Below are 14,974 nucleotides of genomic sequence, written 5' to 3'. Positions count from 1 at the left end.
CCGACGACGAGATCCCGGGGGTGCGCGGATGCGCCTGGAGACCCTGCTGCCACTGGGGAAGGTCGATCCCGGGCTGCGCACGCCCGACACCCCGCTCGACATCTGGTCGGTGGGGGAGAACGCGGCCCTCCTCGAGGAGATCGGGTACGGCGGGCTCGTCGTCGAGGAGACCAAGGACGACCCGTTCGCCGTCCTGACGCTCGCGGCGCAGGCGACCACCCGCCTGCGGCTCGGCACCGCGGTCGCGATCGCCTTCCCGCGCAGCCCCACGATCACCGCGCTGCACGCGTGGACGCTGCAGAAGCTCTCCCGCGGCCGGTTCACCCTCGGCCTGGGCTCGCAGGTCCGCGGGCACATCACCCGCCGCTACGGCATGCCGTGGTCGCCGCCCGGCCCGTGGATGCGCGAGTACGTGCGGGCCGTGCGCGCGGTGTGGCACACCTGGCAGACCGGCGAACCGCTGGACTTCCACGGCGAGCACTACGACCTCACGCTCATGGTCCCGCTGTTCGACGCCGGCCCGATCGAGCACCCGCAGATCCCGGTCCACCTGGCCGCGGTGAACCCGTACATGTGCTCGGTGGCCGGCGAGGTCGCCGACGGTGTGCGCCCGCACCCGGTCTGCACGCCGTCGTACATCGCCGAGGTCATGCTGCCGGCGGTGCAGCGCGGCGCCGCCCGCTCCGGCCGGTCGCTCGCGGACTTCCGGGTCTGCATGAAGCCGCTGGTCGCCTCGGCCCGCACCGCCGAGGAGCTGGCGGTGAAGGTCCGCGACGCCCGCGCCCGCATCGCCTTCTACGCCTCCACGCCCGGCTACCGGGCGGCCTTCGAGCACCTCGGGCTCGGCGACCTGGCCACCGAGGCCGCGGTGCTGTCCAAGGCGAAGCGGTGGGAGGAACTGCCCGGCCTGATCGACGACGACGTCCTGGACCGGTTCGCCGTGATCGGGACCTACGACGAGATCGGGCGACGGCTGCTGGACCGCTTCGGCGGCGTGGTCACGGACGTCGAGTTCTCGATCGCCGTGCGCGACGACGAGGACCGCGCGACCCTGGCCGGGCTGGCCCGCACGATCCAGGCGCACGACGACGCCGAGGCACGTCGGGCGATCGCCGGGGCCGCCGACGTGCGGGACTATCGGGAGGCGCCGAGCCGTTGACGATCGTGGGACTGCACGACGAGAAGGGAGCAGTGATGAGCCGCTACGAGAAGGCGATCCTGGCAGGGGGCTGCTTCTGGGGCATGCAGGACCTCATCCGCAAGCAGCCGGGCGTGGTGTCCACGCGCGTCGGCTACACGGGTGGGGACGTCCCGAACGCCACCTACCGCAACCACGGCACGCACGCCGAGGGCATCGAGATCGAGTTCGACCCGGAGCGGACCAGCTACCGCGCGCTGCTGGAGTTCTTCTTCCAGATCCACGACCCGACCACCAAGAACCGGCAGGGCAACGACATCGGGATGTCGTACCGCTCGGCGATCTACTACCTCGACGACGAGCAGAAGCGCGTCGCCGAGGACACCATCGCCGACGTGGACGCCTCCGGTCTCTGGCCGGGCAAGGTCGTGACCGAGGTCGAGCCGGCGGGCGACTTCTGGGAGGCCGAGCCCGAGCACCAGGACTACCTGGAGCGGATCCCGTGGGGCTACACCTGCCACTTCCCGCGGCCCGACTGGGTACTGCCGAAGCGGGCCGAGTCGAAGGCCTGATCGACCACCGACCGAACGGCGCTGTCGCTTACTGGACGTGAGGGACAGCGCCGTTCGCGTGTTCACGCGTGGTCGGGGCGGCCCCACTCCTGCGGCGAGGTGTACTGCAGCAGGTTGTAGAGCCGCTTCTGCACCGTGGCGATCTCCCGCACCGACTGCGCGACCAGGCTGCGGTCGAGCGGGGTGAGCCGGCGCATCCACACGACGTCGGACACCGGCTCGCCGCGGTCGAACTGCGCGAGCTGCTGGCGCAGCCGCACCCGCTGGAGCACCTCGAACACCTCGATCAGGGTGGTGCCCTGGTCGCGGGACAGCAGCATCGAGCCCGCCGCCGCGGCCAGCCGGGCCCGCGTGGACAGCTCGGGGGACCGGACGCTCAGCGCGGCCCACCGGGCGATCTCGACGACCGGGCGCAGGGCGTGGGCCTTCAGGTCGAACGTGCCGCCGCGCCCGGCGAGCACATCGCGCACCGAGCGCAGGTGCGCCCGGTGCGACAGCGACTCCCGGACCAGCAGCTTCATGGTGGCCGGATGGTCGCGCACGCCGGCGAACACCTCGGTCACCACGGGCCGGGCGGGGTCGCCCTGGATGGGGCGGCCGTCGAGCAGCAGGGACGCCATCAGCATCCCCTGGCCGTCCAGGGGCGAGACCAGCCACTGCTCGGCGGCCGCGCGCCACTGCGCCCGCGTGCGCGCGAAGGTGGGCGACGCCGGGGTGGCGCCGTGCGCGTCGACCCGGAGGCCCGCCCGGCGCAGCACGTCCGCGACCTCGGCGAACGCGCCCCGGTAGGCCGCCGCCCGGGGCGCGTCGACGGACTCGGCGAACACCACCGCGGAGTCGATGTCCGAGCCGAGAGTGGGTTCGCGGCGGGCGTTGCTGCCCAGCAGCATCCAGGTGACCTCGGCCTCGTCGAGGTCCGGGCGCCCGGCGAGGACCAGGGTGAGGACCCGCCGCATCACGGCGTCGACCACGGTGGAGTACACCGCCGTGGTCTCCGAGGCCTCCCGCCGCTGGCGCACGAGGTCGCCGAGCAGGAGCGGGAGCTGGCGGGCGAGGGTCACCACCTCGTCGAGCCGCTCGGCGCGCACCACCTGCTCGCGCAGGACCACGCCGGCAGCCGACGGTGAGGCGAGGAAGTCCTGCGGGTCCACCGCGCCGCGCAGCCTGCCGTCCGGGTCGACGACGAGCAGCAGGTCGAGCCGGTGCTCGGTGAGCTCCTGCAGCACGTCGGCGGTGGGGGTGCCGGTCCGCACGGTGCGGGCCACCGGGGTCATGACCTCGGTGACCGGCGTGTCCCCGGGCCGCCCCTCGGCCACCACCCGCGCGCGCAGCACCGCGTCGGTGACCAGCCCGAACCGGCCGTCGCCAGCCGGGACGGCGACGTAGCCCGCCCTCCGCTCGGTCATCAGCCGCGCCGCCTCGGCCACCGTGGTCTCCGGCGTACCGAGGACGGGCTCGGACACGACCAGCTCGTCGACGGTCCGGAAGCGGGGCGCTGGACCCGTGCGGCTGCGGGCGGCGAAGAGGTCGTGGGCGAGCAGCCGGACGCCGGCGGGGGAGGAGAACGCCGAGGCCACGGCCTTGCGCGGGATCCGCACCAGCCGGACCGGGCCGAGCGCCACCGCCCGCGGGCCGACGGCCGCACCGGTCAGCACGGACGTCTGCCCGAAGACCCCGCCGCGGCCGACCGTCTCGTCGGCGGGCCGGTCGCAGGCGTCGTCGACGGTCCACATCTCGACCTGGCCGGAGAGTACGACGTGCACAGCCTCGCCGGCCTGCGCGAACGCGTCGAGGATCTGCGCGCCCGCCGGGTAATCGACGACCTCGGCCGCCTCGGCGACCCGCCGCAGCTCACGCTCCGGGAGCGAGCTGAACGGCGCGGTCCGCCCCAGGAAGCCGGCGAGATCGTCCACGGACGCCATCGTGGCAGGCGCCGGCCACGAATCGGTCGATCCGGGCGGCCGGACCGCCGTCAGCCCATGTCGGGCCAGGTGAGCGTCGCGGCGCCCCAGGTCGCCCCGCCGCCGAACGCGGTGAGCACGACCTTGTCGCCGGGCCGCAGGAGCCCGCGGTCGTGCGCATCGGACAGGGCGACCGGGATGGAGGCGGCGGCGGTGTTCCCGACGCGGTCGAGGTTGGCCACCACCCGGTCCGCGGGCACGCCGAGCCGGTGGGCCACGGCGTCGAGGATCCGGCGGTTGGCCTGGTGGCCCACGAACCGGTCGACCTCGTCGACGGCCCAGCCGGTCCGGCCGAGGATCTCCCGGGTGGAGCCGGTCATGCGGTCGACGGCCTGCCGGTACACGGCCTGGCCCTGCATGGTGAACCAGCGCTCGTCGGAGCCCGGCTCGCGGGAGCCGCCGCCGGGGGTGATGATCAGGTCCTCCTGGCCGCCGTCGCTGCCGAGCACGACGTCGTGCACGGACCCGCCGCCGGCCCGGAGCACCACGGCCCCGGCACCGTCGCCGAAGAGGAAGGCGGTGCGGCGGTCCGTGGGGTCGACGATGGTGGAGAACGTGTCGGCGGCGACCAGCAGCACGGAGTCCGCGGCGCCGGCGGTGATCATGGCGCTCGCCGTGGACAGGCCGTAGAGGAACCCGGAGCACACGGCGTTGACGTCGAAGGCCGGGACCGTGCCCAGGCCCAGCCGGTGCGCGACGAGCGGCGCGGTGGCCGGGCATGTCCGGTCCGGGGTGGTGGTCGCGAGCACGACGAGGTCGACCTCGCCGGTGCCGCCGGTGTGCAGGTCGGCCTTGAGCGCGCGGGCGCCGGCCTCGGCGGCCAGGTCGGAGGTCGCGGTGCCGGGGTCGACGTGGTGGCGGGTGGCGATGCCGCTGCGGCTGCGGATCCACTCGTCGGACGTGTCGAGCGTCCTGGCGAGGTCGTCGTTGGTGACGACCCGGGCGGGCAAGGCGTGCCCGAGTCCGGTGAGGCGCGGAGCGCGGTCCTGCATTCGTGGCACCCGGTTCCGAGTCGGCGACGGCATACCGGGTCGAGTGTCGTGCCTCGCCCCGCGTACCCACAACCGGGCTGTGACCTGCGAAGCTCCGAAGCAGCGCTCTACTCGTCGGTAGGGCGATCACGCGCGGGGGAATCGGCGCCGCGGGTTCCGGACCGAGCGGCGGTGCGGGCGTGGGATCCACTTGGGTTTTCGTGCGCAACTCTTCGTGCGACACTCTCCGGGCCGACATCCCCGAGGACGAGGAGTGCTGCACCGATGGAGTGGACCGGAGCCCGCTACGCCGACCGGCCGACCGTGGAGGTCGAGACCTGGGTCGACGCGCCGCCGGAGCGGGTGTGGCCCGCGGTGGTCGACGTCGAGGCGATGCCCGGGCAGAGCCCCGAGGTCCAGCGGGTGGAGTGGCTCGAGGGCGGCGTCCCGGCGGTGGGGGCGCGGTTCCGGGGGTACAGCGCGCACGACGCGCTGGGGGAGTGGTCCACGGTCTCGCACGTGGTCGAGTGCGAGGAGCCGCGGGTGTTCGCGTGGGCCGTCGAGGACCCCGAGAACCCCACCGCGACCTGGCGGTTCACCCTCGAACCCGCCGACGGCGGCACCCGGCTGCGGCAGTGGATGCGGATGGGCCCGGCGCGGTCGGGGCTGAGCCTGGCGATCGACCGGATGCCCGACAAGGAGCAGAAGATCGTCTTCGTCCGGCTGCGGGAGTTCGAGGCGAACATGACCGGCACCGTCGAGGCGATCAAGAAGCGCGTCGAGGGCGCCTGATGCGCACCGCCACCACGGTCGAGGGCTCGGGCGGTGACTTCCGGCGGACCGTCGAGCTCGTCGTCGAGGCCGAGAAGCTGGGCATGGACGCGGTGTTCGTCGCCGAGGCCTGGGGGTCGGACGCCCCGTCGGTGCTCGGGTACCTGGCGGCGCGCACGGAGCGGATCACCCTCGGCTCCGGCATCGTGCAGGTGGGCACGCGTACGCCGGTCGCGATCGCGCAGGCGGCGCTCACGCTGGCGGACATGTCCGAGGGCCGGTTCGTCCTGGGCCTCGGCCCGTCCGGCCCGCAGGTCCTGGAGGGCCTGCACGGCGTCCCGTTCGCCCGTCCGCTCACCCGGACCCGCGAGACGATCGCCGTGATCCGGCAGGCGTTCGCGGGGGAGAAGATCGCCCTCGACGGCGAGACCGTGCACATCCCGCTGCCCGGCGGCGAGGGCCGGCCGATGCGGCTGTCCACCGCGCCGAACCCGGACATCCCGATCTACCTCGCCACCCTGTCCCCGCGGATGCTGCGGCTCACCGGCGAGACGGCCGACGGCTGGCTCGGCACGAGCTTCGTCCCCGAGGGCGCCGCGGCCTACTTCGGCCCGCTCGACGAGGGCCTGACCGCGGCCGGCCGCACCCGCGCCGACCTCGACGTCTGCCAGGGCGCGGAGGTGGCCTTCGCCGCCGACGAGGACGAGCTGCACGGGATGGTCGCCGAGCGGAAGCAGGGCCTGGCGTTCAGCCTCGGCGGGATGGGCTCGGCGAGCACCAACTTCTACAACGAGGCCTACAGCCGGCAGGGCTGGGCCGAGGTCGCCGCCGAGGTCCGCGAGCGGTGGCAGGCCGGTGACCGCGCCGGGGCGGCCGGGCTCGTCACGGACGAGATGGTGCTGGGCACCACGCTCATCGGGACCGAGGACATGGTCCGCGCCCGGCTGCGGGTCTGGCGGGACGCGGGCGTCGACACCGTGCGGCTCTACCCGGCCGGCGACACCCTCGACGCGCGGCTGACGACGCTGGGCCGGGCTCTCGACCTCGTCCGGGAGATCGGCCGGTCGGACGCCCGTTGACCGGCCGTTCGCTGCGGTGAACAATCGTCGCCCTCGCGGAGGGAGCCGACGATGGCGTGGAACCTCAGGGGACGATTCGTCGAGACGTGTTCGTGCGAGCTGATGTGCCCGTGCAACCTGACGCTCGACCACGGCGCCACCTACGACTTCTGCCGGGCGACCCTGGCCTTCGACATCGCCGAGGGCGAGATCGACGGCACGGACGTCCGGGGCCGCCGGGTGGTCGCGATCATCGACACGCCGAAGGTGATGACGGACGGCAACTGGCGCCTCGGGATGTTCGTCGACGACGAGGCCACCGACGAGCAGTTCGACAAGCTGGTGAAGGTGTTCGGCGGGCAGCTCGGGGGCCCGATGGCCGCGCTGGGTCCCCTCGTGGGCGAGGTCGTCGGGATCGAGCGGGCCGTGATCGAGCTGGATCACGACGGGCTCCGGCACAGCGTGCGCGTCTCCGACAAGATCGACTTCGAGGTCGAGGACATCGTGCCGTTCGGCGCCGAGGACGGGCGGCCGGTGCGCTTCGACGGCATGTTCCACCCGGCCGGCCCGAACCTGACCATGGCCGAGGCGCGGCGCTCGCGGATCGACGCGTTCGGCATCCGGTACGAGGGCAAGACCGGGCTGTCCACGTCCGACTTCTCCTGGGCCGCCTGACCCGATGAGCGCTCCGGCGCAGGACCCCGGCCGAACCGGCGGTCTCGCGCCGGCCTATGCCGCCGTCCGGGCCCGGCTCGGACTGGTCGTCGTCCTCTTCGCCCTCGCCGCGCTCGCCTGGTGGTGGACGGCCGGCCGGATGCAGGGTATGGACGAGGGGCCGTGGACCGGCCTGGGCGAGCTCGGCTGGTTCCTCGGCATCTGGGTCGTGATGATGGCCGCGATGATGTTCCCGGCGGTCTCCCCGACCGTCGCGCTGTACTCCCGCCTGACCCGCGAGCGGTCCCCGGTGTCCCCCCTGTTGTTCACCGCGGGGTACGTCCTGACCTGGACCGGTGCGGGCCTGGTTGCCTTCGCGATCGCCACGACGGCCAGGTACGTCCCCGGGGACCTCACCGCGTGGGACGGTGCGGGACGGTGGATCGCCGGGGTCACCCTCGTCGTCGCGGCCGTGTACGAGCTGACGCCGCTCAAGGACGTCTGCCTCGCCAAGTGCACGAGCCCGCTCGGGTTCCTGCTCACCTCCTGGCGCGAGGGCCCCTGGGGTGCCGTGCGAATGGGTGCGAAGAACGGGGCCTGGTGCGTCGGGTGCTGCTGGGCGCTCATGGCGTCGCTGTTCGCGCTGGGGGTCATGAGCATCACCTGGATGGCCGCCGTCGCCGGGCTCATCACCCTCGAGAAGACGCTGCCGTGGCGCCGGATCACGACCTACGCGACGGCGGTCCTGCTGCTCGCGCTCGGCGTGCTGCTCCTCGTCGCCCCCGACGCGGTGCCGGCGCTCACCGTGCCCGGCGCCGCACCGATGGACGACATGTCCTAGATCCCGTACTCCCGCAGCTTCCGGTAGAGCGAGGACCGGGCGATCTGCAGCTGCGCGGCGGCCGCGACCTTGTTGCCCCCGCAGTCCCGCAGGGCCTCCCGGATGGCGTCGGCCTCGGCGGCCTCCATCGGGGTCAGCCGGGTCCGCGGGGCGTCGGCACGGAGCCGGGCGGGCAGGTCGTCGGCGTCGACGACGGCGCGGTCCTGCCGGGCCAGCCAGCGCGCCACTCCCGCGAGCTGGCGGAGGTTGCCGGGCCACGGGTGCCGGCGCAGCAGCTCGGTCGCGGCGGGGGTGAGCCGGGGCCGCGGGGCACGGCGGTCGACCGTCAGCGCGTCGAGCAGACCGTCGAGCAGCGCGGGGATCTCGTCGGCCCGGCTGCGCAGCGGCGGCACGACGACGGCGTCGAGGCCGAACCGGTCGAGCAGCGCCTGCTGGGCCGGGCCGGCCGCGGCGGGGTCGCCCGACCAGGTGCCGCCGATCCGGGCAGGATGGCCGACGTCGTCGAGCAGCGCGCCGAGGGCCGCACAGGCCGCGTCGTCGAGCGTGTGGAGACGGGGCAGGGCCACCCCGTCCCGCAGGGCGGCCCGCACCCCGTCGAGCCAGGCCGGCAGGCCTGTCGTGGGCACCCGCGCGGCGTCGTGCACCGCGAGGCCCAGGCCGCGGAGCAGGGTGGTCTTGCCGGTGCCCGGCTCGCCGTGCACGAGCAGCGGCTCGCCCCCGAGCCGGCGGCGCACGGTGTCGGCGAGCCCGTCGCCCGACGCGGGGGCGGCCGGCAGGTTCGTGGGTACGGCGGGCCGCTCACCGGCCTCCGGGACCGTGACGATCAGGCCGACGGTCCGGCCCGCCGAGGTCACGGTGCGGCAGCGGACCTCCGGCCCGTGCGGTCCGGCCGGGACGGTCACCTCGGTGGCGCCGGCCAGCTCGTCCTGCGCCCGGGCCCACCAGGCCCGGTGGTCCAGCTCCAGGCGGGCGCCGGCGCGGTTGGCGATGAGGATGTCGCCGTCGAGCACCACGACCGCCGCCGCGCTGCGCCGCCGGGCGCTGAGGTAGTGCCGGAACAGCTCGCGCTCGCGCGCGCTGCTGGTGCCGTAGAGCTCGGCCTCGATCTCCCGCACGAGCTTGAGCAGCGTGGGCCGGACCAGCGGGTTCGCGTCCTCGGCACGGCAGGTCATGTTCAGCGCGCCGAGCACGCGCCGGGTCATGGGGTGCCGCACCGGCGCGGCCGCGCAGCTGAACCCGTGCAACGCGCCGGAGTAGTGGTCCGCGCCGGTCACGACGACGGGGCGGGCGGTCTCGAGCGCCGTGCCGATCCCGTTGGTGCCGACGTGCTCCTCGGCCCACTGGGTGCCGACCACGACCGAGCGCCGGTCGAGCCGGCGGCGCAGGTCGTCCGTGTCCGTCCAGCGCCACAGGACCGTGCCGGTGGGGCCGGTGAGCAGCAGGCTCGTGTCGGCGCCGACCAGGGTGTCCGCCGCGGCCTCCAGCACCGGGGTCGCAGTGCGGCTGAAGCGGCTCTGCTCCGGCGGCGCCTGCGGCAGCTCGAGCTGGTCGGGGTCGACGCCGGAGAGCCGCGAACGCCGCCAGGACTCCACTATCTCGGCCCGGCGCGGGATCCGCCCGACCTCGCCGGCGAGCAGCCGCTCCCGGTCCCTGTCGATCATCCGTTGATCACCGCCCGCGCACCGCCGCGCAGCACCGTCGCCGTCGGACGTCCGACGCTACACGGCGCCGGGAGGCCGATCACCTCGACGAAGGGTGAGGATCCGCGAGGTCAGGACAGTGCGCGCAGCTCGCCGCGTGCGGGTTCGGCCAGCGACCGCACCACGTCCCACAGCTGGTCCTCGTCCATCGACATCACCGTGGCGAGCGCCGCGGGGACGGTCGCGTCGTCGTTCTGGGGGAGCCGGTCGTCGTCGACCATCACGCACACCTCCGTGCTCGGGCCAGACGGTCTCTACCCCCGCAACGAGCCCGGTATGCAGCCCGGCGATACGCGGACCCGGAGGCGTCGACGAGCGGTGGCGGAGGTGTCGCGCGCGCGGGGGCGGGTACGCCCACCGATGGTGGCGGCACGCCCGGCGCCGCCGGCCCGCCCACCACGCGAGCCACATCGAGCGATCGACGAGGAGGCGCACCCCGTGACGAGCACGCGCCCGAACCCCACCACCACCGACGCCGGTATACCGGTCGAGAGCGACGAGCACTCGCTGACCGTCGGCCCCGGCGGCCCGATCCTGCTCCAGGACAGCTACCTCATCGAGCAGATGGCGCAGTTCAACCGGGAGCGCATCCCCGAGCGCCAGCCGCACGCGAAGGGCAGCGGCGCGTTCGGGTACTTCGAGGTCACCAACGACGTGAGCGCCTACACCAAGGCGGCGCTCTTCCAGCCCGGCACGCGGACCGAGCTCGGCATCCGCTTCTCCACGGTGGCGGGCGAGCGGGGCAGCCCCGACACGTGGCGCGACCCCCGCGGGTTCGCGATCAAGTTCTACACGTCCGAGGGCAACTACGACATGGTCGGCAACAACACGCCGGTCTTCTTCGTGAAGGACCCGATGAAGTTCCAGCACTTCATCCGGTCGCAGAAGCGGCGCGCCGACAACAACCTGCGCGACCACGACATGCAGTGGGACTTCTGGACGCTCTCGCCCGAGTCCGCGCACCAGGTCACCTGGCTGATGGGCGACCGGGGCATCCCGCGCACCTGGCGGCACATGAACGGCTACACCAGCCACACCTACATGTGGATCAACGCCGCCGGCGAGGAGTTCTGGGTCAAGTACCACTTCAAGACCGACCAGGGCATCCAGACCTTCACCCAGCACGAGGCCGACCAGATGGCCGCGGCGGACACGGACTACCACACCCGCGACCTGTTCGAGCACATCCGCGACGGCGAGTACCCGTCCTGGACCCTGTACGTGCAGATCATGCCGTACGAGGACGCGAAGACGTACCGCTTCAACCCGTTCGACCTGACCAAGGTGTGGCCGCACGGCGACTACCCGCTGACCGAGGTCGGACGGATGACGCTGGACCGCAACCCCACGGACAACCACACCGAGATCGAGCAGATCGCGTTCCAGCCCAACAACCTGGTGCCGGGCATCGGGCCGTCGCCGGACCGGATGCTGCTCGCCCGGCTGTTCTCCTACGCGGACGCGCACCGCCACCGCCTGGGCGGCAACTACCAGCAGATCCCGGTGAACGCCCCCGTCGTGGAGACGCACTCGTACTCCAAGGACGGCGCGATGCGGGTCAAGAAGGTCTCCGACCCGGTGTACGCGCCGAACTCCTACGGCGGCCCGGCCGCGGACACCTCGCAGCACGTCCCGACCTGGCAGGCGGACGGCGACATCATGCGCACCGCCTACGTCGACCACGCCGAGGACGACGACTGGGGTCAGCCCGGCACGCTCGTCCGCGAGGTGATGGACGACGCGGCCCGCGGCCGCCTGGTCGACAACGTGGTCGGGCACCTGCTCAACGGTGTCTCGGAGCCGATCCTCGAGCGCGCGTTCGAGTACTGGCACAACATCGACAAGGAGATCGGCGACCGGATCGAGGCCGGCGTCCGGGAGAAGAGCGCGGAGAAGGACCCGAAGGCGGACGACCAGGGCAACCCCGCGCGGGAGAGCATGCAGGCCAAGGCCTGAGGACCGCCCCGGGGGACCCGGGGGTGACGGGGCGGCCGGGCTCAGCCCGGCCGCTCCGTCGCGTAGATCAGGTTGAGCGCCTGGCCCGGCGCCGGGGCCACCGTGACTTCGCCGAACCCGGCCTCGCCCAGCATGCGCACCGCGAGCTCCTTCCCCCACGCCGCGCCCAGCCCGGCGCCGCCGCCGGCGAGCGAGACGGTCATGCAGTGCAGGGTGCTGATCGTGTAGATCCACGGGGCGAAGGGGTTGCCGACGTTGTCGGCGAGGTCGGTCGCCGCCGCCATGTCCACCATGACGAAGCGGCCGCCGGGCACCAGCGCGTCGTGGATCCCGCGCAGCACCGCGGCCGGGTCGACCTGGTCGTGCACCGCGTCGATGGCGAACGCGACGTCGACGGGCTCGGCCGGGCGGAAGGCGGCGGCGTCGGCGCGCTCGAACCGCACGTTCGTCAGGCCCTCGGCGGCGGCCTCGGCGCGGGCGTGCTCGAGCGCGTCGTCGGCGATGTCGTAGCCGGTGAAGGTCGAGGCCGGGAACGCCTTCCCGAGGATCACCATCGCGTGCCCGGTCCCGCACCCGACGTCGGCCACCCGGGCGCCCGCGGTCAGCCGCTCCGTCAGCCCGGGCACCAGCGGGAGCCAGGCGTCGACCAGCAGCTCGTCGAGCGGGCGGCGGTTGAGCTGGTCCATCACGCCGGTGAAGTCGGGCGCGAACGCGTCGTAGGGCAGGCCGCCCCCGCTGCGGAAGACCTCGGCGACGGCGTCGAGGTTGCGGCCGAGCAGCGGCACCATCGCCGCCATCGGCGCCATGTTCTTCGAGCCGGGGCCCGTGAGCGCGGCGGCGTGGGCGGCCGGCAGGGTGTACCGCCCGTCGTCGAACGTCATGATCCCGCCGGTGACCATGGCGCCGAGCCATTCGCGCACGTAGCGCTCCTGCAGCCCGGCCCGCTCCGCCAGCTCGGCCGACGTCGCCGGCCCCCGCGCCGCGGCCTCGAACAGCCCGGTGCGGTGCCCGAGGTCGATCATCATCGTCAGCCCGCCGGCGGTGTAGACGCCGAAGAGGTGGCGGGCGAACTCGCGCACCGCGCGTCGGTCGGGGACGTCGGTGTCCGCACTCGTGGTCATGGGGTGATCCTGCAACCTCGCTGCAACCGTTGCCCAGGGCCTCGCTCCGGCGTGACCGTGGACACATGAGAGCAGCGCGGTTCCACGGTCCCGGCGACATCCGCATCGACGAGGTCCCCGACCCGGTGGTGGGGCCGGGCCAGGTCGAGGTGTCGGTCGACTGGTGCGGCATCTGCGGCACCGACCTGCACGAGTTCCTCGAGGGGCCGATCTTCATCCCGAACAAGGGTGAGCCCCACCCGCTGACCGGTGTGGAGATGCCGGTCGTGCTCGGCCACGAGTTCGCCGGCGTGGTGTCGGCCGTCGGGTCCGGGGTGACCGGCGTGAGCGAGGGCGACCGGGTCGCCGTCGAGCCGTACTGGGTGTGCGGGGAGTGCGTGGCCTGCAAGGCGGGCCGCTACAACATCTGCCGCAGCCTCGGGTTCGTCGGGCTGGCCGGTGACCAGGGCGGCTTCGCCGAGCGCTGCGTGGTCGACCAGCGGTGGGTACACCCGCTCGGCGACCTGCCGACGGACCTGGGCGCGCTCGTCGAGCCCCTCGCCGTCGGCTACCACGCCGTGCGCCTGTCCGGGCTGCGCGAGGGCGGCACCGCCGTGGTCTACGGCGCCGGCCCGATCGGGCTGGTCACCACCGCGGCCCTCAAGGCTGCGGGCGCCTCGCAGGTCGTCGTCGTGGAGCCAGCGGCGGCGCGCAAGGCCAAGGCCACGCCCGCGGGCGCGGACGTGATCATCGACCCGATCGCCGACGACGCCCCGGCCGCGATCCTCGACCTCACCGGCGGCGGTGCGGACGTCGCCTTCGAGTGCGCCGGGATCGACGCCGTGCTGGCCTCGGCCATCGGCTCCGTGCGCCCCGGCGGCACCGTCGTCAACGTGGCGATCTGGGGCCACGTCCCGCAGGTCGCCGTGAACGACCTGGTCATGAGCGAGGTCAACCTGATCGGCTCGCTCGCCTACTGCGGGGACCACCCCGACACCATCGCGCTGCTGCGCGACGGGAAGGTCGACGCCGCCCAGTTCATCACCGGACGGATCGGGCTCGAGGACATCGTGTCCGGCGGCTTCCGGGAGCTGATCGACAACAAGGAGGAGAACGTGAAGATCCTCATCTCGCCGAAGGAGGTCCTGGGATGACCGTCGCGCTGGTGACCGGGGCCGGACGTGGGATCGGCCGGGCGATCGCCCTGCGGCTGGCGAAGGACGGGCACGCCGTGGCCGTCAACGACGTGAACAAGGCCAACGCCGAGTCCGTCGCCGGGGAGATCGCCGACGCCGGCGGGTCGTCGGTCGCGCTGCCCTTCGACGTGACCTCGCGGGACGCGGTGTTCGAGGGCGTCGCCGCCACCGTCGCCCAGCTCGGCGGCCTCGACGTGATGGTCAACAACGCCGGGATCGCGCAGGTCAAGACCCTGCTCGAGCTCACGCCCGAGGACCTGCGGACCGTGTTCGACGTCAACGTCTTCGGCGTGGTCTACGGCATCCAGGCCGCCGCCGAGCACATGAAGGACCACGGCGGCGGGAAGATCATCAACGCCGCCTCGATCGCGGGGCACGCGGGCTTCGACTTCCTCGGTCACTACTCGGCCACGAAGTTCGCCGTCCGTGCCCTCACCCAGGCCGGGGCCAAGGAGCTGGCGCCGCACAAGATCACGGTCAACTCCTACTGCCCGGGCATCGTCGGCACCGACATGTGGGACCTCATCGACGAGAAGATGGGCCCCTACCTGGGCAACGAGCGGGGCGAGACGCTCAAGCAGTACACCGAGCTCATCACCCTCAAGCGGGTCCAGACGCCCGAGGACGTCGCCGGCTTCGTCTCCTACCTCGCCGGCCCGGACTCGGACTACATGACCGGCCAGTCGGTGATGATCGACGGCGGAATCGTGATGGTGTAGGGGTCGGGCTGCAAGAGCGTCGCCGCCCTTCGGGTCGATGGGCGGCTCCCCGTCGAGGTCGACCGGTGCCGGGTCCGCCGAGTCGAGCGCCTCGGGCTCGGCCCGGACCGCTTCGACGATGCCGCAGGCCTCGTCGTCGGGCCGGACGAGGAGCGGCCGGTCGAGGTCGGCGTCGGGGCCGTGTGCGATGTCCGGGGGCGGTTCGGGCAGCAGCGGCTCCGAGGTCGTCTCGTAGGTCCGGCCGAGCGGGCTCCTCCACCGGAAGACGCCCGGCTCGGGCTGGTCGAGCGTCCAGCCCGCCTGCTTGAGGCCGTGGTCGTGGCGGCACGCTGGGCCG

14 protein-coding genes are annotated in these 14,974 nt (G+C 73.4%); 9 read left to right on the top strand and 5 right to left on the bottom strand.

Going from position 1 to position 14,974, the window contains the following annotated elements; translation table 11 throughout:
• Positions 1–28 precede the first annotated feature (28 nt).
• Complete coding sequence (locus AB0B41_RS14290) at positions 29–1,159, top strand: TIGR03617 family F420-dependent LLM class oxidoreductase (RefSeq protein WP_358202854.1); 1,131 nt, start codon at positions 29–31, stop codon at positions 1,157–1,159.
• Positions 1,160–1,194: 35 nt separating this feature from the next.
• A complete protein-coding gene (gene msrA / locus AB0B41_RS14285) occupies positions 1,195–1,710 on the top strand; it encodes a peptide-methionine (S)-S-oxide reductase MsrA (protein WP_358202852.1) in 516 nt (171 codons plus the stop codon).
• A 62-nt stretch (positions 1,711–1,772) separates the two neighbouring features.
• On the opposite strand, the gene AB0B41_RS14280 is transcribed toward msrA, so the two are convergent.
• Both AB0B41_RS14280 and AB0B41_RS14275 read right to left on the bottom strand, forming a co-directional pair.
• Complete coding sequence (locus tag AB0B41_RS14280; protein ID WP_358202850.1) at positions 1,773–3,623, bottom strand: putative nucleotidyltransferase substrate binding domain-containing protein; 1,851 nt, start codon at positions 3,621–3,623, stop codon at positions 1,773–1,775.
• Positions 3,624–3,682: 59 nt separating this feature from the next.
• Positions 3,683–4,663 carry a beta-ketoacyl-ACP synthase III gene (locus AB0B41_RS14275; protein WP_358202847.1) on the bottom strand — a complete coding sequence of 327 codons (981 nt, stop codon included), beginning with the start codon at positions 4,661–4,663 and terminating at the stop codon, positions 3,683–3,685.
• A gap of 264 nt (positions 4,664–4,927) precedes the next feature.
• On the opposite strand from AB0B41_RS14275, the gene AB0B41_RS14270 reads away from it, so the two are divergent.
• The 4 genes from AB0B41_RS14270 to AB0B41_RS14255 are packed head-to-tail and all read left to right on the top strand — an operon-like array spanning position 4,928 to position 7,966.
• Positions 4,928–5,434 carry an SRPBCC family protein gene (locus AB0B41_RS14270; protein ID WP_358202845.1) on the top strand — a complete coding sequence of 169 codons (507 nt, stop codon included), beginning with the start codon at positions 4,928–4,930 and terminating at the stop codon, positions 5,432–5,434.
• Positions 5,434–6,492 carry an LLM class flavin-dependent oxidoreductase gene (locus tag AB0B41_RS14265; RefSeq protein ID WP_358202843.1) on the top strand — a complete coding sequence of 353 codons (1,059 nt, stop codon included), beginning with the start codon at positions 5,434–5,436 and terminating at the stop codon, positions 6,490–6,492. Before AB0B41_RS14270 ends, AB0B41_RS14265 begins: the two co-directional genes overlap by 1 nt.
• A gap of 51 nt (positions 6,493–6,543) precedes the next feature.
• Complete coding sequence (locus tag AB0B41_RS14260) at positions 6,544–7,146, top strand: DUF1326 domain-containing protein (RefSeq protein ID WP_358202841.1); 603 nt, start codon at positions 6,544–6,546, stop codon at positions 7,144–7,146.
• 4 nt (positions 7,147–7,150) lie between these two features.
• Complete coding sequence (locus AB0B41_RS14255) at positions 7,151–7,966, top strand: DUF2182 domain-containing protein (RefSeq protein WP_358202839.1); 816 nt, start codon at positions 7,151–7,153, stop codon at positions 7,964–7,966.
• On the opposite strand, the gene AB0B41_RS14250 is transcribed toward AB0B41_RS14255, so the two are convergent.
• Both AB0B41_RS14250 and AB0B41_RS14245 read right to left on the bottom strand, forming a co-directional pair.
• On the bottom strand, positions 7,963–9,627 hold the full coding sequence (locus tag AB0B41_RS14250; RefSeq protein WP_358202836.1) for a helix-turn-helix domain-containing protein: 1,665 nt from the start codon (positions 9,625–9,627) through the stop codon (positions 7,963–7,965). The genes AB0B41_RS14255 and AB0B41_RS14250 overlap by 4 nt on opposite strands.
• A 110-nt stretch (positions 9,628–9,737) precedes the next feature.
• Complete coding sequence (locus AB0B41_RS14245; RefSeq protein WP_358202834.1) at positions 9,738–9,887, bottom strand: hypothetical protein; 150 nt, start codon at positions 9,885–9,887, stop codon at positions 9,738–9,740.
• Between the two features lie 217 nt (positions 9,888–10,104).
• Here AB0B41_RS14245 and AB0B41_RS14240 point away from each other — a divergent pair, with 217 nt between their 5' ends.
• Positions 10,105–11,622 carry a catalase gene (locus tag AB0B41_RS14240; RefSeq protein ID WP_358202832.1) on the top strand — a complete coding sequence of 506 codons (1,518 nt, stop codon included), beginning with the start codon at positions 10,105–10,107 and terminating at the stop codon, positions 11,620–11,622.
• 41 nt (positions 11,623–11,663) lie between these two features.
• Here the strand turns inward: AB0B41_RS14240 and AB0B41_RS14235 are convergent, their stop codons facing one another.
• A complete protein-coding gene (locus AB0B41_RS14235) occupies positions 11,664–12,743 on the bottom strand; it encodes a methyltransferase domain-containing protein (protein ID WP_358202829.1) in 1,080 nt (359 codons plus the stop codon).
• A 65-nt stretch (positions 12,744–12,808) separates the two neighbouring features.
• Between AB0B41_RS14235 and AB0B41_RS14230 the strand changes: the two genes are divergently transcribed.
• Complete coding sequence (locus AB0B41_RS14230; protein WP_358202827.1) at positions 12,809–13,876, top strand: 2,3-butanediol dehydrogenase; 1,068 nt, start codon at positions 12,809–12,811, stop codon at positions 13,874–13,876.
• A complete protein-coding gene (locus tag AB0B41_RS14225; RefSeq protein ID WP_358202825.1) occupies positions 13,873–14,637 on the top strand; it encodes an acetoin reductase in 765 nt (254 codons plus the stop codon). The genes AB0B41_RS14230 and AB0B41_RS14225 overlap by 4 nt, the downstream gene beginning before the upstream one ends.
• The last annotated feature ends 337 nt before the right edge of the window (positions 14,638–14,974 follow it).

The sequence above is a fragment of the Pseudonocardia sp. NPDC049154 genome (genome assembly GCF_040648315.1).
GTDB lineage: Bacteria > Actinomycetota > Actinomycetes > Mycobacteriales > Pseudonocardiaceae > Pseudonocardia.
Note: the sequence above shows the minus strand (reverse complement) of the source record. Positions and strands in the feature narration are given on the sequence as shown.

Coding starts and splice junctions, on each gene's coding strand:
- AB0B41_RS14290 (WP_358202854.1), top strand. CDS start 29: ATGCGCCTGGAGACCCTGCTGCCACTGGGGAAGGTCGATCCCGGGCTG.
- msrA (WP_358202852.1), top strand. CDS start 1,195: ATGAGCCGCTACGAGAAGGCGATCCTGGCAGGGGGCTGCTTCTGGGGC.
- AB0B41_RS14275 (WP_358202847.1), bottom strand. CDS start 4,663: ATGCAGGACCGCGCTCCGCGCCTCACCGGACTCGGGCACGCCTTGCCC.
- AB0B41_RS14270 (WP_358202845.1), top strand. CDS start 4,928: ATGGAGTGGACCGGAGCCCGCTACGCCGACCGGCCGACCGTGGAGGTC.
- AB0B41_RS14265 (WP_358202843.1), top strand. CDS start 5,434: ATGCGCACCGCCACCACGGTCGAGGGCTCGGGCGGTGACTTCCGGCGG.
- AB0B41_RS14260 (WP_358202841.1), top strand. CDS start 6,544: ATGGCGTGGAACCTCAGGGGACGATTCGTCGAGACGTGTTCGTGCGAG.
- AB0B41_RS14255 (WP_358202839.1), top strand. CDS start 7,151: ATGAGCGCTCCGGCGCAGGACCCCGGCCGAACCGGCGGTCTCGCGCCG.
- AB0B41_RS14250 (WP_358202836.1), bottom strand. CDS start 9,627: ATGATCGACAGGGACCGGGAGCGGCTGCTCGCCGGCGAGGTCGGGCGG.
- AB0B41_RS14245 (WP_358202834.1), bottom strand. CDS start 9,887: ATGGTCGACGACGACCGGCTCCCCCAGAACGACGACGCGACCGTCCCC.
- AB0B41_RS14235 (WP_358202829.1), bottom strand. CDS start 12,743: ATGACCACGAGTGCGGACACCGACGTCCCCGACCGACGCGCGGTGCGC.
- AB0B41_RS14230 (WP_358202827.1), top strand. CDS start 12,809: ATGAGAGCAGCGCGGTTCCACGGTCCCGGCGACATCCGCATCGACGAG.
- AB0B41_RS14225 (WP_358202825.1), top strand. CDS start 13,873: ATGACCGTCGCGCTGGTGACCGGGGCCGGACGTGGGATCGGCCGGGCG.